This is a genomic window from Pseudomonas sp. JC1203 (assembly GCF_056175065.1).
In genome coordinates this window covers 13,284-34,148 of record NZ_JBWCAM010000001.1, presented here as the reverse complement: position 1 = coordinate 34,148, position 20,865 = coordinate 13,284, and the positions used below count along the sequence as shown (strand labels likewise).

The 20,865-nt window shown below is 63.9% G+C and carries 18 protein-coding genes; 7 read left to right on the top strand and 11 right to left on the bottom strand.

What is annotated here, in order from left to right; genetic code table 11:
• The first annotated feature begins 74 nt into the window (after positions 1–74).
• Positions 75–1,694 (top strand): EAL domain-containing protein, encoded by a 1,620-nt coding sequence (locus AC0SZ7_RS00150; RefSeq protein ID WP_475502436.1) that lies wholly within the window; start codon positions 75–77, stop codon positions 1,692–1,694.
• Here AC0SZ7_RS00150 and AC0SZ7_RS00145 read toward each other — a convergent pair.
• Both AC0SZ7_RS00145 and algB read right to left on the bottom strand, forming a co-directional pair.
• Positions 1,691–3,478: a KinB sensor domain-containing domain gene (locus AC0SZ7_RS00145; RefSeq protein ID WP_475502435.1), complete on the bottom strand. Its 1,788-nt coding sequence runs from the start codon at positions 3,476–3,478 to the stop codon at positions 1,691–1,693. The two genes, AC0SZ7_RS00150 and AC0SZ7_RS00145, sit on opposite strands and share 4 nt — an antisense overlap.
• The gene (gene algB / locus AC0SZ7_RS00140; RefSeq protein ID WP_475502434.1) at positions 3,475–4,821 is read right to left on the bottom strand and encodes a sigma-54-dependent response regulator transcription factor AlgB; all 1,347 of its coding nucleotides are present in this window, start codon (positions 4,819–4,821) and stop codon (positions 3,475–3,477) included. The genes AC0SZ7_RS00145 and algB overlap by 4 nt, the downstream gene beginning before the upstream one ends.
• Before the next feature lie 211 nt (positions 4,822–5,032).
• Between algB and AC0SZ7_RS00135 the strand changes: the two genes are divergently transcribed.
• The 6 genes from AC0SZ7_RS00135 (at position 5,033) to AC0SZ7_RS00110 (ending at position 10,470) form a co-directional block, all read left to right on the top strand.
• Complete coding sequence (locus tag AC0SZ7_RS00135; protein ID WP_475502433.1) at positions 5,033–5,884, top strand: BON domain-containing protein; 852 nt, start codon at positions 5,033–5,035, stop codon at positions 5,882–5,884.
• Between the two features lie 180 nt (positions 5,885–6,064).
• Positions 6,065–6,346 (top strand): hypothetical protein, encoded by a 282-nt coding sequence (locus tag AC0SZ7_RS00130; RefSeq protein ID WP_475502432.1) that lies wholly within the window; start codon positions 6,065–6,067, stop codon positions 6,344–6,346.
• Between the two features lie 68 nt (positions 6,347–6,414).
• Positions 6,415–6,579 (top strand): DUF1328 domain-containing protein, encoded by a 165-nt coding sequence (locus tag AC0SZ7_RS00125; protein WP_027981030.1) that lies wholly within the window; start codon positions 6,415–6,417, stop codon positions 6,577–6,579.
• Between the two features lie 5 nt (positions 6,580–6,584).
• Entirely contained in the window at positions 6,585–7,055 is a 471-nt protein-coding gene (locus AC0SZ7_RS00120) for an inhibitor of vertebrate lysozyme family protein (RefSeq protein ID WP_475502431.1), read from the top strand.
• Positions 7,056–7,797: 742 nt separating this feature from the next.
• Positions 7,798–9,126 (top strand): glutamate/aspartate:proton symporter GltP, encoded by a 1,329-nt coding sequence (gene gltP, locus AC0SZ7_RS00115; protein ID WP_475502430.1) that lies wholly within the window; start codon positions 7,798–7,800, stop codon positions 9,124–9,126.
• Between the two features lie 102 nt (positions 9,127–9,228).
• Positions 9,229–10,470, top strand: a complete 1,242-nt coding sequence (locus tag AC0SZ7_RS00110; RefSeq protein WP_475502429.1) for a nucleoside recognition domain-containing protein — start codon at positions 9,229–9,231, stop codon at positions 10,468–10,470.
• Here the strand turns inward: AC0SZ7_RS00110 and AC0SZ7_RS00105 are convergent.
• The 9 genes from AC0SZ7_RS00105 to AC0SZ7_RS00065 form a co-directional block, all read right to left on the bottom strand.
• Positions 10,440–11,060 (bottom strand): ABC-type transport auxiliary lipoprotein family protein, encoded by a 621-nt coding sequence (locus AC0SZ7_RS00105; protein ID WP_475502428.1) that lies wholly within the window; start codon positions 11,058–11,060, stop codon positions 10,440–10,442. The genes AC0SZ7_RS00110 and AC0SZ7_RS00105 overlap by 31 nt on opposite strands.
• Positions 11,057–11,974: an MlaD family protein gene (locus AC0SZ7_RS00100; RefSeq protein WP_475502427.1), complete on the bottom strand. Its 918-nt coding sequence runs from the start codon at positions 11,972–11,974 to the stop codon at positions 11,057–11,059. The genes AC0SZ7_RS00105 and AC0SZ7_RS00100 overlap by 4 nt, the downstream gene beginning before the upstream one ends.
• A gap of 1 nt (position 11,975) precedes the next feature.
• Complete coding sequence (locus AC0SZ7_RS00095; protein WP_475502960.1) at positions 11,976–12,752, bottom strand: ABC transporter ATP-binding protein; 777 nt, start codon at positions 12,750–12,752, stop codon at positions 11,976–11,978.
• A 23-nt stretch (positions 12,753–12,775) separates the two neighbouring features.
• Complete coding sequence (locus AC0SZ7_RS00090; RefSeq protein WP_475502426.1) at positions 12,776–13,921, bottom strand: ABC transporter permease; 1,146 nt, start codon at positions 13,919–13,921, stop codon at positions 12,776–12,778.
• A gap of 95 nt (positions 13,922–14,016) precedes the next feature.
• A complete protein-coding gene (locus AC0SZ7_RS00085; RefSeq protein WP_475502425.1) occupies positions 14,017–15,042 on the bottom strand; it encodes a DUF5924 family protein in 1,026 nt (341 codons plus the stop codon).
• A gap of 69 nt (positions 15,043–15,111) precedes the next feature.
• On the bottom strand, positions 15,112–16,497 hold the full coding sequence (locus tag AC0SZ7_RS00080; protein ID WP_475502424.1) for a M16 family metallopeptidase: 1,386 nt from the start codon (positions 16,495–16,497) through the stop codon (positions 15,112–15,114).
• A 61-nt stretch (positions 16,498–16,558) separates the two neighbouring features.
• Positions 16,559–18,217 carry a Na/Pi cotransporter family protein gene (locus tag AC0SZ7_RS00075; RefSeq protein WP_475502423.1) on the bottom strand — a complete coding sequence of 553 codons (1,659 nt, stop codon included), beginning with the start codon at positions 18,215–18,217 and terminating at the stop codon, positions 16,559–16,561.
• A 238-nt stretch (positions 18,218–18,455) separates the two neighbouring features.
• Positions 18,456–19,223, bottom strand: a complete 768-nt coding sequence (locus tag AC0SZ7_RS00070; protein ID WP_475502422.1) for a TerC family protein — start codon at positions 19,221–19,223, stop codon at positions 18,456–18,458.
• 63 nt (positions 19,224–19,286) lie between these two features.
• Positions 19,287–20,600 (bottom strand): CitMHS family transporter, encoded by a 1,314-nt coding sequence (locus AC0SZ7_RS00065; protein WP_475502421.1) that lies wholly within the window; start codon positions 20,598–20,600, stop codon positions 19,287–19,289.
• Positions 20,601–20,865: the final 265 nt, after the last annotated feature.

Below are 20,865 nucleotides of genomic sequence, written 5' to 3'. Positions count from 1 at the left end.
CCAGCTCCGCCCAACGGCGAAGCTAAATCCCGTCCAGTTGCTATACCTCATGGTGAGCAACTGGATATTCACCCATGTCTTCCGCCTACGTGCGTCTTCGCAGCGCCTTCTATCGCCCTTGGTTAATGGCGATGATCGCGGCTGCCGCTTGCGCGGCCCTGCTGCTGAGCGCCAGCTTCGGGCTGGTGGTACACCAGGTTCAGCAGACCGAAATCGAGCAGATGAACGCGCGTGGCGACCGCTTTCTCGACCGCCTTGAGCAGATTTTCGGGCAGCTGCGCGAAAGCGTCGACCTGCTCAACGAACAGAACCTGCGCGGCTGCGGCCCGGCGATGATCACCGCCTTGCAGCAGGTCGGGTTCGATAACCGCTTTGTCTACGACGCGGTCTACAACGATGGCGAGCAAAGCTGTTCCAGCCGGCCCAGCGAGTCAGGGAACCTGGCCTTGCGCGCCCCGGACATCAAGGGCCCCACCTACAGCTACTGGCTCAACACCACCACCCAGCCGGACGACAACCTTGCCGCCCTGCGCCTGGGGCGCGGCCCGTTCAGCGTCTCCACCTCCCGTGGGCACCTGACCGACGTGGTCGACCTGGCGCCCGGCGGCAGCCTGCTGGTGGTGCTCGACAAGGGCAAGCGCGCGGTGCCGGTGCTGGGCCCGGCCCAGGCCTGGCCGCCAGCCAGCGATTGGCCGCCGCCCTCGCAGCAACCGTTGCTGGTGACGCGCGACAGCCTGATCTATCGCATGTTTACCAAATCACCCGACTACCAGCTGGTGCTGATTGCCCCGCGCACCAACCTGCTGCCAAAAATGAACGCGGCCTTGTGGGCATTGTTCCCGGGTAGCCTGTTGCTGGCCTGGCTGGTGGGGTGGATGGTGCTGTTGCTGGTGCGCGAGCGGCGCTCGCTGAGCAATGAGCTGCAAGGTGCATTGCGCCGTGGTGAGCTGAAAGTGTTGTACCAGCCCATTTTCGACCTCAATAGCCGACGATGTGTGGGCGCCGAGGCGCTGGTGCGCTGGCGGCGCCCGGATGGAACCCTGACCAGCCCCGACCTGTTCATCCCCATGGCGGAAAATACCGGCCAGATTCGCGAAATAACCGATTTCGTCCTGCAACAGCTGTTGGAGCAGCTGGGGCAGTTATTGCGGGCCAACCCCCACCTGTATATCTCGGTGAACCTGGCGGCCGTGGACGTCATGGTGCCGCGCATCGGCCGCGTGGTCGCGCGGCTGCTGGCCCAGCATCGGGTGTCCGCCCACCAGATCGCCTTCGAAGTCACCGAACGCGGGCTGATTGACGTGGTAGTGGCCCGCGATAACCTGCAAGCGTTGCGGGACGTGGGGCACCAGGTGCTGATCGACGACTTCGGCACTGGCTATTGCAGCCTGGCCTACCTGCAGACGCTGCCGGTGGACTGCTTGAAAATAGACAAGGCGTTCATTGACGCCTTGGGCCATGACGCCGCCAGCAGCGGCGTGGCCCCGCACATCATTCGCATGGCCCACGCGTTGCAGCTGCGGGTGATTGCCGAGGGCATCGAGCTGGAGGCGCAGGCGCTGTTGTTGAGCAGCGAAGGGGTGAACTACGGCCAGGGCTGGCTGTTCGCCCACCCGCTCAATGCACGGCAGTTCAGCGAGCTGGTGACCCGCGGCCGGCGCCTGGTGGGCCGCCGTATCGACGACGAAGCCTAGAGCGGCAAGGTCATGTAGAACTGCGTGCCCTGCCCCGGGCGCGAGTACACGCCCATGCGCCCGCCGTGCAACTGCACGATCTCCTTGCACAGCGCCAGGCCGAGCCCGGCGCCGCCTTTCTTGCGGCCCACCTGCACGAAAGGTTCGAAAATGCGCCCCTGCTGGCCGTAGGCAATGCCCTCGCCGTTGTCTTCGACGCTGATGATCACCCGTTCGGCGTGGCGCCGCGCCTGCAGGCGAATGCGCCCGCTGTGCGGGGTGTGCCGCAGGGCATTGTCCAGCAGGTTGTCGAGCACGCGGTCCAGCTGGGCCTGGTCGGCGTGCAGGCGCGGCAGCGCATCCTGATGCTCGATCACCAGGTCGATGTCGTTGTCCCTTGCCTGCTCGGTGAAGCGTTGCTGGGCACGGTTGAGCAGGTCGTCGATGGCGCAGGGGCCACGCGTCAGCTTCTGCAGGCCGTTCTGGTAGCGGGAGAAGTTCAGCAGGTCGTTGATCAGCTGCATCAGCCGCTGCATCTCTTCCTTTACCGTGTCGAACAGGTCGGCTTCGCGCGAGTCAGGGGCGAAATGCACCCGTTCCTGCAACAGGCCGAAGGCCATGTGCATGCCAGTCACCGGCGTGCGCAGCTCATGGGACGCGCGCAACACGAACTCGCTGCGCACGCGCTCGAAGGCGCGCTGCTCGGTGACGTCGTGCAGCACCATCACCGCGCCGAGGATATGCCCCTCGGTGTGGGTGACCGGCGTCAGGCTGTAGGCCAGTAGCCGGGCTTCGCCGTCCACCTCGAAACTCAGGTCCTCCAGTGCGCGCTCCAGGCTGCCGCCGCGCAGAATCAACGCCAGTTGCTCGTCCATTTCCGGGCGCTGCAACGCTTCGCCCAGGCCCATGCCCACGCGGTCGTCCTCCCAGCCCAGCTGCCGCTGGGCTACCGGGTTGAGGTGTTCCAGGCGGCCTTCACGGTCAATCATCAGCAGGCCGTCATCGATGCTGTCCAGCACTGCCTGCAACCGTTGCTGGCCGGCCAGCAGCTCGTCGATGTTGGTTTCCTGGTGCTTGCGCAGCACCTGGGCCATGGTGTCGAAGCGTTGGGTGAGCTGGTTGAGCTCGGCGGCCGAGGACTGCGGCAGGGCCACGTCGAAGTTGCCCTGGCTGATGTTGTCTGCGGCGGTGGCCAGCGCTTCGATGGGCTGGCCGAAGCGGCGGGCGATGTTGTGCGCGGTGAAGAAGCCGATCAACAGCACCGCCAGGCCCACCAGCCCCAACAGCGCCGACACCATCACCGCGCGCTCATGGGTGTTTTCCTGCGCGGTATTGATGTTGTCCAACGCCTGCTTGTGGGCATCGAGCATGCCGTTGCGCAGGGCGTTCAGGGCATCGCTGAAAGCGGGGTTGTCGCTGATGTCACCATCCTGCGCCATGGCCTGCTGGTAGGCGCCCAGGAAGCGCTGGTAGTCATGGGCGGTCTGGGTGAAACCGGCCTGCTCGTCGTGCTCCTGCTCATGGGCCAGGCCCTGGCTGACCAGGTCCTGGAACTGTTGCTGGGTGTTGGCCAGGGCGTTTTTGTCGGAATGCTCGTTGAGCATCATGATCAGCTGGTCGCCCAGGTTTTGGCGCAGCTTGAGGCCCAGGTCCAGGGAGACGAAGTTGTAGTGCACCAGGCCTTCCTGCGACCTGGCCATCTGCATCACGCTGACCAGCCCCAGGGCAAGGCCCAGCAACGCCACGGTGATGAGCGCCGAGAAGCTGAGAAACAGCCGGGTCCGCAACTTCATCGGCAACCTCACAGGTTGTACTGTTTGCGTTTGCGATACAGCGTCGAGGCGTCGATGCCCAGGGTCTTCGCGGCCTGGTCCAGGGTGTCGCTGGTGGCCAGCACGGCGCCGATGTGGGCTTTTTCCAGCTCGTCCAGGCTTAGCGCCGCGCCAATGCGCGGGGCATTGTTGGTGGGTTGCTCAGCCATGCCCAGGTGGCTGACTTCCACCCGTTCCTGGGCGCAGATGATGCTGGCGCGCTCCACCACGTTGCGCAGTTCGCGGATGTTGCCTGGCCAACGATAGTTGAGCAGCGCTGCGCGCGCTTCCTCGCTGAAGCCGCGCGCCGGCCGCGCGTATTCCTTGACGAAGCGTGCCAGGAAGCGGTCGGCCAGGGTGAGGATGTCTTCGCTGCGCTCGCGCAGGGGCGGCAGGTGCAGGGTGATGACGTTGAGGCGGTACAGCAGGTCCTCGCGGAAGCGCCCTTCACGCACCATGTCCTCAAGGTTGAGGTTGGTGGCGGCGAGGATGCGCACGTCGGCGCGGCGGGTGACCGGGTCGCCCACGCGCTCGTATTCCTTGTCTTGAATGAAGCGCAGCAGCTTGGGCTGCAAGGTCAGCGGGAAGTCGCCGATTTCATCCAGGAACAGCGTGCCGCCGTCAGCCTGGTTGACCCGGCCCAGGGTGCTTTCGCTGGCGCCGGTGAACGCCCCGCGGCTGTGGCCGAACAGCTCGCTTTCCATCAGCTCGGCGGTCAGCGACGGGCAGTTGATGGTCACGCAGGCTTTCTTCGCGCGCTTGCTCCAGCCGTGGATGGCGCGGGCCAGCTCGCCTTTACCGGTGCCCGACTCACCCAGGATGAGGATGTTGGCGTCGGTGTTGGCGACCTGGCGGGCAGTTTCCAGCACCACCATCATGGCCGGGCTATGGGAGTCCAGGCCGTCCTTGGGTTTGCGGATCTCGCCTTCCAGGGCTTCCAGGCGTGCCGACAGCTGGCGCACTTCCAATTGCTTGGCGGTGGCCAGGCGCAGTTGGTCGGGGCTGCATGGCTTCACCAGGTAATCGGCGGCGCCGGCCTGGATGGCGTCCACGGCGGTGTCCACCGCCGAGTGGGCGGTGACGATCACCACGCGCATCCAGGGTGCCTGGATGCGCATCTGCGCCAGTACGTCCAGGCCGTTGTCCTCGCCCAGGCGCAAGTCCAGGAAGCACAAATCGAACACCTGGCGCTGCATCAATGCGTCGGCCTGCGCCGCGCTGTTGGCGGTGGCGACGCTGTAGCCTTCGTCTTCCAGGCAGTAACGGAAGGTGCGAAGGATGGCGGACTCATCATCCACCAAGAGGATTCGGCCTTGGTGTTCCGTGCCAGCTTCCATTTTCCTACGCTCCTTTAAGAATTGTCTTGGGTTAGTGTCAGAATAATCGGGCAAGTTGCATGGTCAATTCTGATTCATTCGGCGACCTGCATGGTAACTATCTGTTGATAACTGCACTAACCCACTGGTTCCCAAAGAAAAAATAGAAAATTGAGCCCTTGGCATGGCCGTTGCGGGTACCACCCGAACGTCTGTAATAAGGAGCTTTGTCATGAATGCCCTCAAACACCTGGCCCTCGCCTGTTCATTGGGTGCCGTGCTGGCCCCTGCACTGGGCCAGGCCGCCACCCTGGATACCGCCCAAGTCAGCAGCCAGTTGCAGGCTGCCCGCCAGGAGGGGTCGATCTGGACCGCCTTTGCCCTGAACCGGCACTTGAGCCCGTTCAAGATTGACGTGAGCGTAGCCAACGGCGTGGCAACCCTCAAAGGCCAGGTGGAGAACGACGTGGACCGCGACCTGGCCGAGCAGATCGCCGCCCAGACCTCGGGTATCACCAAGGTCGACAACCAGTTGAGCGTGAACCCGGCCCTGGCCGACCAGCCGCCGGTGCAGAAGCGCATCGCACAGCGCTTCGACGACGCCACCCTGACCGCCACCATCAAATCCAAGCTGCTGTGGAACAGCGCCACCCAGGCGTTGGATACCGACGTGGACACGCAGAACGGCGTGGTCACCCTCAAGGGCCAGGCGCAGACCGCCGACGCCAAGCAATTGGCCGGCGACCTGGCGCGCAATACCGAAGGCGTCACCCAAGTGAATAACCTGATCAGCCTGGGCGCCGCCGACACTCGTACCACCGAGGCGGAAGCGCAGGCGAAAACCACCGAGGCGTCCATCAGCGATGCATGGATTACCAGCAAGGTGAAAGCCAGCCTTCTATATAGCCGCGACATCGATGGCATCAACATCAAGGTCGATACCAAGGGCGGCATGGTCACCCTGGGCGGCGTGGTGGCCAGCACCGAGGAGAAAACCGAGGCGGTGGAGATCGCGCGCAACATTCGTGGCGTGCGTGGCGTGGACGCCGACCTGCTCAAGGTGGCGGGCAAGACCACCAGCTGAGGCCATCGTGCAAAACGCCCGAGCAACCGGTGGTCATCGTGCAGGTTGCTCGCCTTACCCCTCGCAAAGCAGTGCGCAACTACCTGATTTTATTGAGTTTTATCGTTAATAAAAACTGGCACGCAGTCTGCAATATCACTACCAAGCAGTGTTGATCATCAAACCAAGAGGAGTTACAGGATGAGCCGCCAATGCCTAGCCCATTTGCCGATCTCTTCCCAGCAGATCCAACAGGGTCTGTCCGTGACCCTTGCTTTGATGATCACCCTGCTTGCCGGCCAGCTCTATCAACACTGGCACGAGGGCCGCGAGGCGCAATTGGCGCAGGCCCATCCGGCAATCAGTTACCCGCATTTCAATGCCGTCAGCGCCGGCGCCGCCCATCAGTCACCGAACGCCGCCCTGCTGCAAAGGGCAGAGAGCAGTGACCAGGTAGAGCGGCACCAAAGCTGGGTGTTCTAGATGAAGCCTCGCCCCTGGCGAGTTCGCAGTAGGCAGCACCCCATTAAAAAACGGTAAGGAGAGTCACCATGTTGAGTTGGGCAGTCACATTCCTGATCATCGCCATCATCGCCGCTGTACTGGGCTTCGGTGGTATCGCTGGCGCCGCGACCGGGATCGCCAAGATCCTGTTCATCGTGTTCCTGGTGCTGTTCGTGGCCTCCTTTATCTTTGGCCGTCGTGGTCGAGGCTGACGCCAATGAAAGGCATTACCTTCAAGGCTGCCACCGTGGCCCTGCTATTGGGCTGCGGTGGCATGGCGGTGGCGGCCAATGACGGCCAGGTGCAGGTCAATGGCTTGCTGAGCAGCGACCCGCAGTACCGCGACACGTGGCAAGGCGTCGTCAGGAAAGAGGAGCGGGTACCCGATTGGGTGCTGAACCTCACGGGCGTCTCCGAGCAGCAGATGTCGGCCGTTGAAGAAGGTGGCGACAAATATCTGGTAGGCCCGCTGTGCGAGACGCAGCAGGTCTGCAAGAACCACCGGCTGATTGTTGCCTTCAGTTGGAACAAGAAGCACGCGTACGGCATGTTGGTGGACGTCCCCGAAGGGCTGCCCGCCGACAAGTCGCCGACCCGCCACGCCGACTACCGTTGGCTGGGCAAGCCGGACCAGGGCATGCAGGCCCTGCTGATGGAGCAACTTAAAAAGGACCCGAACTGGTACTGACCAGTGGTTTTCACAGAAGCTGAACCTTTTCAATGATTTAGCTTCTACTAACTGCGCCCGCCCGAGGAGGGCCGACGCATGACCAAGGGGCCGGGACGCTTTGATTGCAGCATGATCGGAGTGACCTAGGGGTACAGGGAGTGCCTCCACCCATGGGCCGGGTCAGGAGAAAGCTGCGACGGAAGTCCGCGTGCCAGCAATGGCCGGACTTCCGGAGAGCTTGAAACTTGAAAGAACCGCCAGGTGAGCTTCGGCGGTTTTTTTGCGTTTGGTCGGTTGTTGAGGGTGCCAGGCAGGGACTTTTTGTCGCAGCACAGCTGACCATCTATCGTGATTTTTTTCCCTCTTGCTTCGCCATCACCGCGCGAAAACCGCGTTCGGATTGTCGAACAATGCTCGCCCAACCCCCCGTTTAAAGGGGCGTATCGGCTGATCGGGTGCCGTTTCGGCCACCGTCGAGAATCCGAACGGGTGTAGAGCAACCCGTTGTGACGTCCGCTCGACACAAAAAATATCATGCCGATTCGGCATAGGGTAGGCGTTTACGGCATTAGACGTCGCGAGCCTGCATCGGAATAGTTGCGCCTTTTTTCGATGGCCAGAGCCGCATGGGCTCGGTCGCGAAAACCTTCTACGGGGGCATCCGCAGACCTGCCATCAAGAGCTTCCAACGGCTCAAGCCCGGGGGTTCTGGCGGATCTAACGCAGATGTCCCGGATTCACTTGAAGCAAGGGTAATAATATGAAGAAGGCAAAACTCAGCCTCGCCTGGCAGATCCTCATCGGTCTGGTACTGGGCATTGCATTAGGCGCGCTGCTCAACCACTTCAGTGCTGAAAAGGCCTGGTGGATCAGTAACGTCCTGCAACCGGCTGGTGACATCTTCATTCGCCTGATCAAGATGATCGTTATCCCGATCGTGATTTCGTCACTGGTCGTCGGTATCGCCGGAGTGGGCGACGCGAAGAAGCTGGGCCGTATCGGCCTCAAGACCATCCTGTATTTCGAGGTGGTGACTACCATCGCGATCGTCGTGGGCCTGCTGCTGGCCAACGTGTTCCACCCTGGAACCGGCATCGACATGAGCACCCTGGGTACCGTGGACATCTCGCAATACGAGAAGACCACCTCCGAGGTGTCCCATGACCACGCGTTCATCGCTACCATCCTGAATCTGATCCCGTCGAACATTTTCGCCGCCATCGCCCGTGGCGACATGCTGCCGATCATCTTCTTCTCGGTGTTCTTCGGCCTGGGCCTGTCGAGCCTGCCGGGTGAAACCCGCGAGCCGCTGGTGAAGATTTTCCAGGGCGTGTCGGAGACCATGTTCAAGGTCACCCACATGATCATGAACTACGCGCCGATCGGTGTGTTTGCCCTGATCGCCGTGACCGTCGCCAACTTCGGCTTCAGCTCGCTGCTGCCGCTGGCCAAGCTGGTGATTCTGGTTTACGTCGCCATCCTGTTCTTTGCCATTGGCGTACTGGGCCTGGTTGCCAAGCTGTTCGGCTTCTCGGTGTTCAAGCTGTTCCGTATCTTCAAGGATGAACTGGTACTGGCCTACTCCACTGCAAGCTCCGAGACCGTGCTGCCGCGCGTGATCGAGAAGATGGAAGCCTACGGCGCGCCGAAGGCCATCAGCAGCTTCGTGGTACCGACCGGCTACTCGTTCAACCTCGACGGTTCGACCCTGTACCAGAGCATCGCGGCCATCTTCATCGCCCAGCTGTACGGCATCGACCTGTCGATCAGCCAGCAGGTGATGCTGGTGCTGACCCTGATGGTTACCTCCAAGGGTATCGCCGGCGTGCCGGGCGTGTCCTTCGTTGTGCTGCTGGCCACCTTGGGCAGCGTGGGCATCCCGCTGGAAGGCCTGGCCTTCATCGCCGGTGTCGACCGCATCATGGACATGGCGCGTACTGCGCTGAACGTGATCGGCAATGCCCTGGCCGTGCTGGTCATCTCGCGCTGGGAAGGCATGTACGACGACGCCAAGGGCGCGCGCTACTGGAACTCGCTGCCGCACTGGCGCAGCAAGGAAGCCGCTGCCGGCAAGGCTGTTGCTGAGTAAGCGCACCCTTGCACCCCCACAAACCCCGACCCCAGCGTCGGGGTTTGTCGTTTCTGGACGGGGGCCGCTATCATTCGCCGCAACTTCTTCGGGGTATGACTGATGCTTAACGGCCTTTGGCTCGGCTTTTTCGTGGTGGCGGCGGTGTCCGCCATGGCCCAGTGGCTGGTGGGCGGCAATGCCGGGATCTTCGCGGCCATGGTGGAAAGCATCTTCGCCATGGCCAAGCTGTCGGTCGAGGTGATGGTGCTGCTGTTCGGTACCCTGACCCTGTGGCTGGGCTTCCTGCGCATTGCCGAGAAGGCGGGCATCGTCGACTGGCTGGCCAAGGTGCTGGGCCCGCTGTTTGCCCGCCTGATGCCCGAAGTGCCCCGCGGCCACCCTGCCCTGGGCCTGATTACCCTGAACTTCGCCGCCAATGCCCTGGGCCTGGATAACGCCGCCACGCCCATTGGCCTCAAGGCCATGCGCTCGCTGCAGGAGCTGAACCCCAGCACTACCACCGCCAGCAACGCGCAGATCCTGTTCCTGGTGCTCAACGCCTCGTCGCTGACCCTGCTGCCGGTGACCATCTTCATGTACCGCGCCCAGCAGGGCGCCATGGACCCGACCCTGGTATTCCTGCCCATCCTGCTGGCCACCAGCGCCTCCACCCTGGTGGGCCTGCTGTCGGTAGCGGTGATGCAGCGCCTGCGCCTGTGGGACCCAGTGGTGCTGGCCTACCTGATTCCCGGCGCGCTGCTGCTGGGCGCGTTCATGGCCATGCTGGCGGGCATGTCGGCGGCGGCGCTGGCCAGCCTGTCGTCGATCCTGGGCAACCTGACGCTGTTCGGCCTGATCATGCTGTTCCTGGTCATCGGCGCGCTGCGCAAGGTCAAGGTCTATGAAACCTTCGTGGAGGGCGCGAAGGAAGGCTTCGACGTGGCCAAGAACCTGCTGCCGTACCTCGTGGCCATGCTTTGCGCCATCGGCGTGCTGCGTGCGTCCGGTGCGCTGGAGTTCGGCCTCGACGGCATTCGCCATGTGGTGCAGTGGCTGGGCCTGGACACCCGTTTCGTCGACGCCCTGCCCACCGCCATGGTCAAGCCGTTTTCCGGCAGTGCCGCGCGCGCCATGCTGATCGAGACCATGCAGAGCAAGGGCGTGGACAGCTTCCCGGCGCTGGTGGCCGCCACCATCCAGGGCAGCACCGAGACTACCTTCTACGTGCTGGCCGTGTATTTCGGCGCCGTGGGCATTCAGCGTGCCCGCCACGCCGTGGGCTGCGCGCTGCTGGCGGAGTTCTCCGGCGTGGTGGCGGCCATTGCCGTGTGCTACTGGTTCTTCGGCGCCACCGCGGCCTGAGCCAGGCTCCATTCGATTACCTGGGCGCTGAGCCGGTCGCTGGCCAGGCCGAAGGCGGCCACCACCCTCGGCACTGCGGAGCCAGCCACCGGCTGGGTGACCTCGAAGCGGCGGCTGGCGATGATGCGCTGGCTGCGGCCATCCACCAGCCGTGCGTCCAGGCGCACGCGCACGCTGACGCCGCCCGCGGCGTATTCACTCTGGAACGCCTGCAACTGGCCACCCAGCTCGAAATCGGCCTGCACGGTGCTGTCGTCGTTGCTCAGGCCGCGCAGGCGGCCGTCGCTGATGAACGCGTCGAGCAGCCGGTTGCGCAACAGCACCGGCGCCGGGTCACTCCAGCGCGCGCCTTTGTAGCTGCTCACCACATCGCCCTGGGGCAGCACTGCGATGCGCGGGCTGTTCAGGGCATCACTGGCCTGGGGTTTGCCGATGCGCAGCGTCCAGGGCAGGCTGGGGCCGCCGTGGGGCGTGGTTACCGCCGTGGGCAGGCGGTAGACGTCGGCCGGCTCGGCCTTGGGCAGTATCGAACAGGCGGGCAGCAGCCCGATGGCCACGGCCAGCAGCACCCCACGAAGCACGCCACTCATGGTTCAAACTCCTTGTTCTGGTCGCGGCCCAGCAGGTAACCGCTGGGGTTGGCCTGCAGCCGTTGGGTGATGGCCTTGAGCGCAGTGAGGGTGTCGCGCAGTTCACGGATGGCCGGTGCCAGCTGGTTCAGGCCCTGCAGGCCGCCGTTGACGGCGTCGCGGTTGTTTACCAGCAGGGTATTGAGGGTGGCGGCGCTCTGCTGCAGCGACTGCATCGCCTGCTGCGCGCTGCCCATGGCCTGGCGGCCCTGCTGGTTGAGCAGGCCATTGGCGTTGTGCACCAGTTGGCCGGCCTGGTTCATGGTGCCCGCCGCCTGGCTGATCACCTGGCTGATCTGCTCGCGCTGGGCGGCGATGCTGCCGCTCACCTGTTCCACGTGCTCCAGGGTGGCGCTGAAGCGGTCGACGTTTTCCGTGGACAGCAGGCGGTTGGCGTTGGACAGCAGCTGGTTGACGCTGGCCATCAGGTCATTGCTGTTGGTCAGCAGGCGGGCGATGGGCGACGGCGAGGCGACGATTACCGGCAAGCCGCCCTTCTCGCCCTTCAGCGCCGGGCTTTGCGGGGTACCGCCGCTGAGCTGGATGATGGAGGTGCCGGTGATGCCGTTGAGCGCAAGCTTGGCCTGGGTGTCCTGCTTGACCGGGGTTTCGCCGGTCAGGCGGATCTGCGCCAGTACCCGGCGGGGGTCTTTGGGGTCCAGGCGCAGTTGGGTCACGTCGCCCACCTTGATGCCGCTATATTGCACCGAGCTGCCCCGCGACAGGCCGGTGACGGCTTCGTTGAACACCACTTCGTAGTCGTTGAACGCGCTGTCGACGCTGGATTTTGCCAGCCACAAGCCGAACAGCAAGGCGCCGACCACCACAAGAACGGTGAACAGGCCGATCAACACGTGATGGGCGCGGGTTTCCATGTCACACCTCGTTGTGCGTCGAAGCAGCCTGCCACGCTGCCCGGCCGCGAGGGCCGTGAAAGTATTCGTGAATCCAGGCGTCCGGCGTAGCAGCCACCTGGGCGATGGGCGCGGCCACCAGCACGCGTTTCTGCGACAGCACGGCCACCCGGTCGGTGATGGTGTAGAGGGTGTCCAGGTCGTGGGTGACCAGGAACACGCTCAGGCCCAGGGCGTCGCGCAGGGTGAGGATCAACTGGTCGAAAGCGGCGGCGCCGATGGGGTCAAGGCCGGCGGTGGGTTCGTCGAGGAACAGGATGTCCGGGTCCAGCGCCAGGGCCCGGGCCAGGGCAGCGCGCTTGATCATGCCGCCCGACAGCGATGCCGGGTACTTGTTGGCCGCCGACAGCGGCAGCCCGGCCAGCGCCAGTTTCACGCAAGCCAGGTGCTCGGCGTCGGCGCGGCTCAGGCCGGCGTGCTCTATCAACGGCAGGGCGACGTTCTCGGTCACGGTCAGCGAGGAGAACAGCGCGCCCTTCTGGAACAGTACGCCGAAGCGCCGTTCCACCTGGGAACGGCCCTGGTCGTCGAGCATGCCCAGGTCCTGGCCCAGCACCTGGATGTTGCCTTCGTCGGGGCGGCGCAGGCCGACGATGCTGCGCAACAGCACCGACTTGCCGCTGCCCGAACCACCCACCACGGCCAGGATCTCGCCACGGTTGAGGTCCAGGTCCAGCTGTTCGTGCACCACCTGGCGGCCGAAGCGGTTGCACAGGCCGCGCACCTTGATGACCGGAATGTGGGGCGCTGCTACGGTCCAGTTCACCAGCGTATCTCCATGAAAAACAGCGCGGCCACGGCGTCCAGCACAATCACCACGAAAATCGACTGCACCACGCTGGAAGTGGTGTGCGCCCCTACCGATTCGGCGCTGCCGCTGACCTTGAAGCCTTCCAGGCAGCCAATGGCGGCGATGATGAAGGCGAACACCGGGGCTTTCACCAGGCCCACCAGGAAGTGTTGCACGCTGATGTCGGCCTGTAGCTTGGACAGGAACATGGCCGGGGAGATCCCCAGCGACAGCGCGCACACCACCCCGCCGCCAATGATGCCGCACAGCATGGCCAGGAAGGTCAGCGCCGGCAGTGCCACCAGCAGGGCCAGCACGCGGGGTACTACCAACAGCTCCATGGGGTCCAACCCCAGGGTGCGGATGGCGTCGATTTCCTCGTTGGCTTTCATCGAACCGATCTGCGCGGTAAAGGCGCTGGCAGTGCGGCCCGCCATGAGGATGGCGGTCAGCAGCACGCCGAATTCGCGCAGGAACGAGAAGGCCACCAGGTTGACGGTGAAGATGCTGGCGCCGAAGTTGGCAAGAATGGTGGCGCCGAGGAACGCCACCACGGCGCCGACCAGGAAGGTCAGCAGGGCGACGATGGGCGCGGCGTCCAGGCCGGTCTGTTCAATGTGCGCGACCACCGCGGTGGTGCGCCAGCGGCGCGGGCGCAGCAGGCAGCGGGCCAGGGTTTCGAGGATCAGGCCGATGAAGCCCAGCAGCTGCAGGGTGTCCTGCCACACGGTGTACACCGCGGTGCCGATGCGGCTGAGCAACTGCACGGTAATGTTGCGTTCGGGCTCTTTGGCCGGTTCGCAGAAGTCCTGCATCGAGCGGTACACCGTCTGCAGCAGGGCGCGGCTGGCGCCCGGCAGGTGCACGGCAGTTTCGGCCAGGCTGCCGAGGCGCTCGGCGCCCAACAGCTCCACCAGCAGCGAGGCGCCGGCAGTGTCGATGGCACCCAGCTGGTCGAGGTTGATGGGGGTGCTGGCGTCGTATTGGTCGGCCAGCTGGCGGGTCAGCTGGCGCAGGCGCGCATAGTGGGGAAGCGTCCAGTCACCGCTGATGCGCAGGCGCGGTGGCTGCGTGCTGGTGTCCAGTAAGGCTTGGCCGCCGGCTGCGAGAGTAGTCATGCACACGAGCGTAGCAGCTGCCGCCAGGCTGCGTCATCGGCGCTCGCGGTTTGCCAGGTAGTTCGCGGCGTCTGGGACGCGGCCTGCGGCCGCTGCTACAGGGCGCGGGCCGGGTTGTCGTCGGTGACCTTGAAGCGCAGCACGCCGATCATCTGCCCGTCTTCGGTGAGGATCTGTACCTGCCATTTGCCCACCGGGTTGGCCGGCAGGTTCATCTTGTGGGTCCAGGCGCGGTAGCCTTCGTCGCGGCCGCCGTGGATGTCCAGCGCGATGCGGTCGACTTCCTTGCCGTTGAATTTCCACACGTGGTAGATGCGCTCCTCCAGCCCGCGCGGGGCGTTGACGGCGGTGTAGGCGTACAGGCCGTTGGCGCGCACCTGGCTGGCCGACACGTTCTTGATGCTGTCGCCGTGGGTGCGGTTGGCGTTGTCCATTTCCAGGGTTACCGCCGACTCGGTCATCCACAGCGTGGCCGGCGGCACCCACGAGCGCATCATCCAGCCGCAGCCGCCCACCGCCAGGGTCGCCAGCACCAGCGCCAGGGCCCGTCGCCAGTGGTTGATGGGGAAACTGGCGGCAAGGCTGGGGAACGACAGCAGCATGGCCGTGCCCAGCGCCCACTCGTAGCTTTGCGAGGTGGTGAGGTGCAGGATGATCGGCAATGCGGTCAGCATCGAGGCGAACAGCGTCAGCGTGTGCATGGCCAGGAACAGCCAGCGCCGCGGCGCCACGAACTTGTAGTACAGCGGGTCGGTGATCGACGCCAGGCCCGCAAGCGTCAGCAGGCCGGTGAACACCAACTGGCCGCTGTTCCAGGTTGTAGTCGTGTAGAAGAACGGCAGTACGAAAAACAGGCTTTCCTGATGGATCATCTGCGTGGCGTAGCGCAGCAGCGGCTCGGGGATCTCGCGCTTGAAGCGCCGGCTGAACCAGCGCGTGGCGCTTTGCTCGACCATCAGCCACACCCAGCTCACCAGCATCAGCACGGCGATCCAGCTGGCCAGCTTGGCCTGGCGGTCCACCAGGATGAAGCTGCCGATGCCCGTGATGAAGCCGCCCAGGGCGATCACCCCGGGGTAGCGCTTGATGAGTTCGATGATGCGCAGGATCAGTAAGGGCATTTCGGCGGTCTTGGCAGGTGCTGGAAAAAACGCCGCCAAGGATACCCCCTTGCCTCCCCGAATGCGCGACTAGTGGCGTTTGTGCCGCAACGCGCCCCACCCCAGCAGGCCCAGGCCGCACAATACCAATACGACAACGCCCAGGCTGTAGAGTTGGTCGTAGCTGAGCAGCGGCTGCTCGATGCGTACGTACCCCGGGCCCTTGAACACTTGGCGCATGGCGGCGTCGGCCTGGGCCAGGGTGACCTTGCGCAGGTCGCGGGTGGGGTCTTCGAAGCGGCCCTTGTCGTAGGTGGGCAGGGCGTTCCAGTAGAAGTCGGCGAGCTGGCTATTGCCCTGCACCGTCCAGCCCTGCCGCGAGATGGTGGCCTGGCGCAGGCGTTCGAAGGTGGCGGCATCGAGGCCATCCTTCTTCAGCCGGGCAATCATCTCGGCGACCCGTTGCCGCGCCTGATCGACGTCGGCGCGGTCAAGGTCAGCATTCAGGCTCAGCAGGCCGGTGTCACCGAAGGCCTCGCGCTGGCTCCACGGGCCGTAGGACAGTTCGTGATCAAGCCGCAGTTCCTTGTACAGCGCCCATTCCATGTACACCTGCACCAGGTCCAGGGCGGCATCGGGCACGTCATCGTTCAGTTCAGGCTCGGGGAAGAACCAGTGCAGCTTGGCGCCATCGCCCAGCCAGCCGAGGCTGAGGGTGCGCTCCTGGGCGGCGCTGTGCAGGGTGACGGGGATGTCCGGATGCTCGGTGGGCTTGACCGCATCCAGGCTCGCCCAGGTGCGCTCAAGGTAGGCCGGCAGCACCTTGTCCAGGCCGCCGACCACGATCAGGGTCATGTTGTTGGGCGCGTACCAGTTCTTGCGCACCGCCTCCACCTGGGCCAGGGTCATGTCGCGCACCGGCGAGCGTTCGGTGCATTTCAGGCCCAGCTCCATGGCCAGTTGGTCGCTGGCGGCATGGCCCACGCCCTGCTTGTCCAGCCAGCGTTGCAGGTGTGAATAATGGCCGCCGTCCTCGCGCTCGACGATGCGCCGCGATATATCCAGGGCCTTTTCATCGATGACAGTTTTGGTGACCACTTCCAGCAACAGGTCCAGCACCTTGCGTTGGTTGGCGGCGGGCGCCTCGATCACGAAGGTGGTGTCGTTGTCGCTGGTAAAGGCGTTCCACTCGCCGCCAAGCGCCTGCATGCGCTCTTCCAGGCCGCCCTCGCCGCTGCCGTCGATGCCGCTGAACAGCAGGTGTTCCAGCAGGTGCGGCAGCTCGCGCTCGTTGCAGGCGAAATCGTCGAAGCCCACGCCCACCACCAGGCGGATGGCCACGTGGTTGCGGTCATCTCCGGGCTTCATCAACACCTGCAGGCCATTGGGCAGCAGGTAGCCTTCTACCTTATAGCGATCCAGGGCCTGGCTTTGGGTGCAGCTGAACAAAAGGCAAAGCAACAGCAGACAACGCATGGGAAGCTTCCTGCGGGAACCGGCTCAGACTGTGAAACAGACTGCCGGGGGCAGCGGACGTTCAAGGCGAATGCGCATCGTCGGGAACAGCATCGGTTTGCAGGGCTCCGGTATCAATATGTTCCAGCACCACATAGGCGCTGCCGCAGAACAGCGAATTCAGCCGTTTCATGTCGGCGATCAGCTCCAGGTGCAGCGAGCTGGTTTCAATGCTTTGTACCACTTTACGTTGCAGGCGGCTCACATGGGCGTGGGCCAGGCGACGTTCCTGGGCACGGAAACGGCGTTTTTCGCGCAGCAGCTGGCGCGCGCTTTCCGGGTCGCCGCTGAGGAACACCGACAGCCCCAGGCGCAGGTTGGCCATGAGCTGGTTGTGCAGCCCGGCCAGTTCTTCCAGGCCGACGTCGGAAAACTCGCGGCGCTGCGCGGTCTTCTGCTGCTGGATCTTGCGCAGCATGCGTTCGATCAGGTCGCTGGCCAGCTTGAGGTTGATGGCAAGCTCGATGATTTCCGCCCAGCGCCGGCTGTCCTGCTCGCTGAGGTCTTCGCGGGGCATCTGCGCCAGGTACAGCTTGATGGCGCTGTACAGCACTTCCACGTCTTCGCCCTGGCTGCGCACCGCCTGGGTCACGGCCGTCTGGCTGCCGCGCAGCACGTTGAGCGCAGCGCCAAGCATGTTCTCCACCAGGTCGCCGATGCGCAGGGTCTCGCGCACGGCGTTGGCCAGGGCCAGGCTTGGGGTTTCCAGAGCGGTGAGGTCCAGGTGGCGGGGCTTGGCGGCGCCATTGGCGTCTTCACGCTCGGGCAGCAACCAGGTGCACAGCCGCGACATGGGCCCGACGGTGCCCAGCATCAGTAGGCAGCGCACGGTGTTGTAGAGCAGGTGGAAGCCGATGACCAGGCTGGTGGGGTCGTAGGTCAGGGTATCCATCCAGCGCGCCAGCGGTTCCAGCACCGGCACAATCAGCAGCAGGCCGATCAGTTTGTACAGCAGGCTGCCCAACGCTACCTGGCGCCCCGGCGTGTTCTGCATGCTGGTGGAAAGGAAGGCCAGCATGCCGCTGCCGATGTTGGCGCCAATCACCAGGCCGATGGCCACCGGCAGGCTGATCACCCCGGCTTCGGCCAGGGTGGCGGTAAGCAGCACCGCTGCCAGGCTGGAGTAGGAGATCATGGCGAACAGCGCGCCGACGATGGCGTCGAGCAGGATGTCGCCCGTCAGCGAAGCGAACAGCACCTTCACGCCCTGGGCGTGGGTGATGGGCGTGGCGGCTTCGACAATCAGCTGCAGGGCCAGCACGATAAGGCCCAGGCCAATGCCCACGCGGCCCATCTGCCCTACGCGGGTCTGTTTGCGCGAGAGGAAGAAGATCACCCCAAGGAAGATCAGCAACGGTGACAGCCACGACAGGTCGAAGGTCAGCACCCGCGACATCAGCGCGGTACCGACGTCGGCGCCCAGCATGATCGCCAGCGCAGGCGTCAGCGTCATCAGGCCCTGGCCGACGAACGAGGTGGTGAGCATGGCGGTGGCGTTGCTGCTCTGCACCACGGCGGTCACCAGGATGCCGGCGATGAACGCCAGCGGTCGCTTGGACATATTCTGGCTCAACAGGCGGCGCAGGTTTGAACCGTACACGCGCAGGATGCCCGTACGCACAATGTGCGTGCCCCAGATCAGCAGTGCCACTGCCGAAAGCAGATTGAGCAGGGTCAGCATAAAAAAGGCCCCCTGTGGAAGGCCCCCGAACACGGGGGTAGATGAATGTGCGACAGCGTCACTATTGGTAAAAAACTTTTATGTGGCGCTTGTTTAAGCTGTAGTCGGCCCTGGGCCGTAGCGCCAGCATCGCACAAGAAATGCTGCGCTGAAACAAAACTGTAACATTTGCCTCGGTACCCGGCGTTCAAACGAAAAAGGGGCCGATCACGGCCCCTTTCGCTCGCAGCGTCCTGGGTTACTGACCCGGAACGTCCTTGCGAAGTTTCACCGGCTCGCTCTGTTTCTTCTTGCGGGCCATGGCCGTGCGCATCTTGATGTTGATGGCTTCCACCGCCAGCGAGAACGCCATGGCGAAGTACACGTAGCCCTTGGGAATGTGCACGTCGAACGCTTCGGCAATCAGCACGATGCCCACCACCAGCAGGAACGACAGCGCCAGCATTTTAAGCGACGGGTGCTTGTCGATGAAGTTGCTGATGGTGCCCGAGGCCAGCATCATCACCAGCACGGCCACAATGATCGCGGCAACCATCACCGGCACGTTGGAAACCATGCCCACGGCGGTGATCACCGAGTCCAGCGAGAACACGATGTCGATGATGGCGATCTGAATGATGGTGTACAGGAAGTTGCCACCCTTGCCTTTCGGCTCATCGTTCTCCTCGTCCTCGCCTTCCAGGCCGTGGTACATCTCCTGCGAGCTTTTCCACAGCAGGAACAGGCCGCCGAAGAACAGGATCAGGTCGCGGCCGGAAATGCCCTGGCCGAACACTTCGAACAGGTCGGACGTCAGGCGCATCACCCAGGTGATGGACAACAGCAGCAGGATGCGCGTGATCATGGCCAGCGCCAGGCCAAAGATGCGCGTGCGCTGCTGCATGTGCTTGGGCATGCGGCTGACCAGGATCGAGATCATGATGATGTTGTCGATGCCCAGCACGATCTCGAGCGCGGTAAGCGTTAAAAAGGCAACCCAGAGTTCCGGGTTGGTCAGCCATTCCATGTTTTTTCCTTCGAGCGTTATGAGGCGCACCGTGCAGTGCGGTGCGCCTTCGGTAGGTAAATCTTAGACGATGCGGCTGCCAAACAACGGGAATGTACCCAGCAGCAGCGCGGCGAGCATTATGCACAGGCATACCAGCACTGCCCACTTGAGGGTGAAGCGCTGGTGGTCACCGAATTCTATGCCTGCCAGGGCCACCAGCAGGTAGGTGGAGGGTACCAGCGGGCTCAGCAAATGCACGGGTTGGCCGACGATCGAGGCCCTGGCCATGTCCACCGCGCTGATGCCGTAATGGCTGGCTGCTTCGGCCAAAACCGGTAACACCCCGTAATAAAATGCATCGTTGGACATGAAGAAGGTGAAGGGCATGCTCACCAGTGCGGTGATTACCGCAAGGTACGGCCCCAACGCGTCGGGAATCACCGCCAGCAGGCTTTTCGACATGGCGTCGACCATGCCGGTACCGCTGAGGATGCCGGTAAAGATGCCCGCGGCGAAAATTAGCCCCACCACCGCCAGCACGCTGCCGCTGTGGGCGGCGATGCGGTCTTTCTGCATCTGCAGGCATGGGTAGTTGACGATCATGGCGATGCTGAAGGCAATCATGAACAGCACCGGCAGTGGCAGCAGGCCAGCGATCAGCGCGGCCATCAGGGCCAGGGTCAGCGCGCCGTTGAACCACAACAGTTTTGGCCGGCGGGCGTCGGGGTATTGCGAGACGCTGATGTCGCCGTGGTCGGGCTCATCGCCCGGCAGGTGCAGCTCACCCAGGCGCGCGCGCTCTTTCTTGCCGTAGCCGTAGGCGATGGCCAGGATAGCCAGCACGCCGGCGAGCATCGCCGGGATCATCGGCACGAAAATGGCCGAGGGGTCTACGTGCAGGGCGCTGGCGGCGCGGGCGGTGGGGCCGCCCCAGGGCGTCATGTTCATCACCCCGCCGGCCAGGATGATCAGCCCTGCCATGATCCGCGGGCTCATGCCCAGGCGGCTGTATAGCGGGAGCATGGCGGCCACGCAGATCATGTAGGTGGTGGCGCCGTCGCCGTCCAGCGACACCACCAGTGCCAGCACCGCAGTGCCTACCGACACCTTCAGCGGGTCACCCTTTACCAGTTTGAGGATCTTGCGCACGGCCGGGTCGAACAGGCCGGAGTCGATCATCAGGGCGAAGTACAGGATCGCGAACATCAGCATCACGCCGGTGGGCGCGAGCTTGGTGATGCCTTCGAGCATCATCGGCCCGATTTTCGGCCCGAAGCCGCCGAACACCGCAAACAGGATGGGGATGATGATCAGCGCGATCAGCGCGGACAGGCGTTTGGTCATGATCAGGCACATGAACGTGATGACCATGGCGAAGCCAAGGAAAGTCAGCATGGGTGGTACTCCAGGCAGGTATCAGCGCAGGGCTTGGGGGCGTTGGAGTACGGGCGGACGGACAGCGTGGGGGCGGGGCATGCAGGACATCAGGATCACCATTGTTGTTTTTGATAGCGCCGGTCTGTGCCGGTGGTGATGGCGATGCTAGTAGTTGAAGCTTTCGGCAACCTTTCGAGGTTGTCATGGATGTGGGAGCTGGCTTGCCAGCGAGCTGTTTGGGCGAAAAACTCCCGGGGCAGCCACCACCCCCCAGGGCGGGGCG

What these genes read in the sequence shown, in the direction of transcription:
- AC0SZ7_RS00150 (WP_475502436.1), top strand. Translation starts at nt 75, where the DNA reads ATGTCTTCCGCCTACGTGCGTCTTCGCAGCGCCTTCTATCGCCCTTGG.
- algB (WP_475502434.1), bottom strand. Translation starts at nt 4,821, where the DNA reads ATGGAAGCTGGCACGGAACACCAAGGCCGAATCCTCTTGGTGGATGAT.
- AC0SZ7_RS00135 (WP_475502433.1), top strand. Translation starts at nt 5,033, where the DNA reads ATGAATGCCCTCAAACACCTGGCCCTCGCCTGTTCATTGGGTGCCGTG.
- AC0SZ7_RS00130 (WP_475502432.1), top strand. Translation starts at nt 6,065, where the DNA reads ATGAGCCGCCAATGCCTAGCCCATTTGCCGATCTCTTCCCAGCAGATC.
- AC0SZ7_RS00125 (WP_027981030.1), top strand. Translation starts at nt 6,415, where the DNA reads ATGTTGAGTTGGGCAGTCACATTCCTGATCATCGCCATCATCGCCGCT.
- AC0SZ7_RS00120 (WP_475502431.1), top strand. Translation starts at nt 6,585, where the DNA reads ATGAAAGGCATTACCTTCAAGGCTGCCACCGTGGCCCTGCTATTGGGC.
- gltP (WP_475502430.1), top strand. Translation starts at nt 7,798, where the DNA reads ATGAAGAAGGCAAAACTCAGCCTCGCCTGGCAGATCCTCATCGGTCTG.
- AC0SZ7_RS00110 (WP_475502429.1), top strand. Translation starts at nt 9,229, where the DNA reads ATGCTTAACGGCCTTTGGCTCGGCTTTTTCGTGGTGGCGGCGGTGTCC.
- AC0SZ7_RS00105 (WP_475502428.1), bottom strand. Translation starts at nt 11,060, where the DNA reads ATGAGTGGCGTGCTTCGTGGGGTGCTGCTGGCCGTGGCCATCGGGCTG.
- AC0SZ7_RS00100 (WP_475502427.1), bottom strand. Translation starts at nt 11,974, where the DNA reads ATGGAAACCCGCGCCCATCACGTGTTGATCGGCCTGTTCACCGTTCTT.
- AC0SZ7_RS00090 (WP_475502426.1), bottom strand. Translation starts at nt 13,921, where the DNA reads ATGACTACTCTCGCAGCCGGCGGCCAAGCCTTACTGGACACCAGCACG.
- AC0SZ7_RS00085 (WP_475502425.1), bottom strand. Translation starts at nt 15,042, where the DNA reads ATGCCCTTACTGATCCTGCGCATCATCGAACTCATCAAGCGCTACCCC.
- AC0SZ7_RS00080 (WP_475502424.1), bottom strand. Translation starts at nt 16,497, where the DNA reads ATGCGTTGTCTGCTGTTGCTTTGCCTTTTGTTCAGCTGCACCCAAAGC.
- AC0SZ7_RS00075 (WP_475502423.1), bottom strand. Translation starts at nt 18,217, where the DNA reads ATGCTGACCCTGCTCAATCTGCTTTCGGCAGTGGCACTGCTGATCTGG.
- AC0SZ7_RS00070 (WP_475502422.1), bottom strand. Translation starts at nt 19,223, where the DNA reads ATGGAATGGCTGACCAACCCGGAACTCTGGGTTGCCTTTTTAACGCTT.
- AC0SZ7_RS00065 (WP_475502421.1), bottom strand. Translation starts at nt 20,600, where the DNA reads ATGCTGACTTTCCTTGGCTTCGCCATGGTCATCACGTTCATGTGCCTG.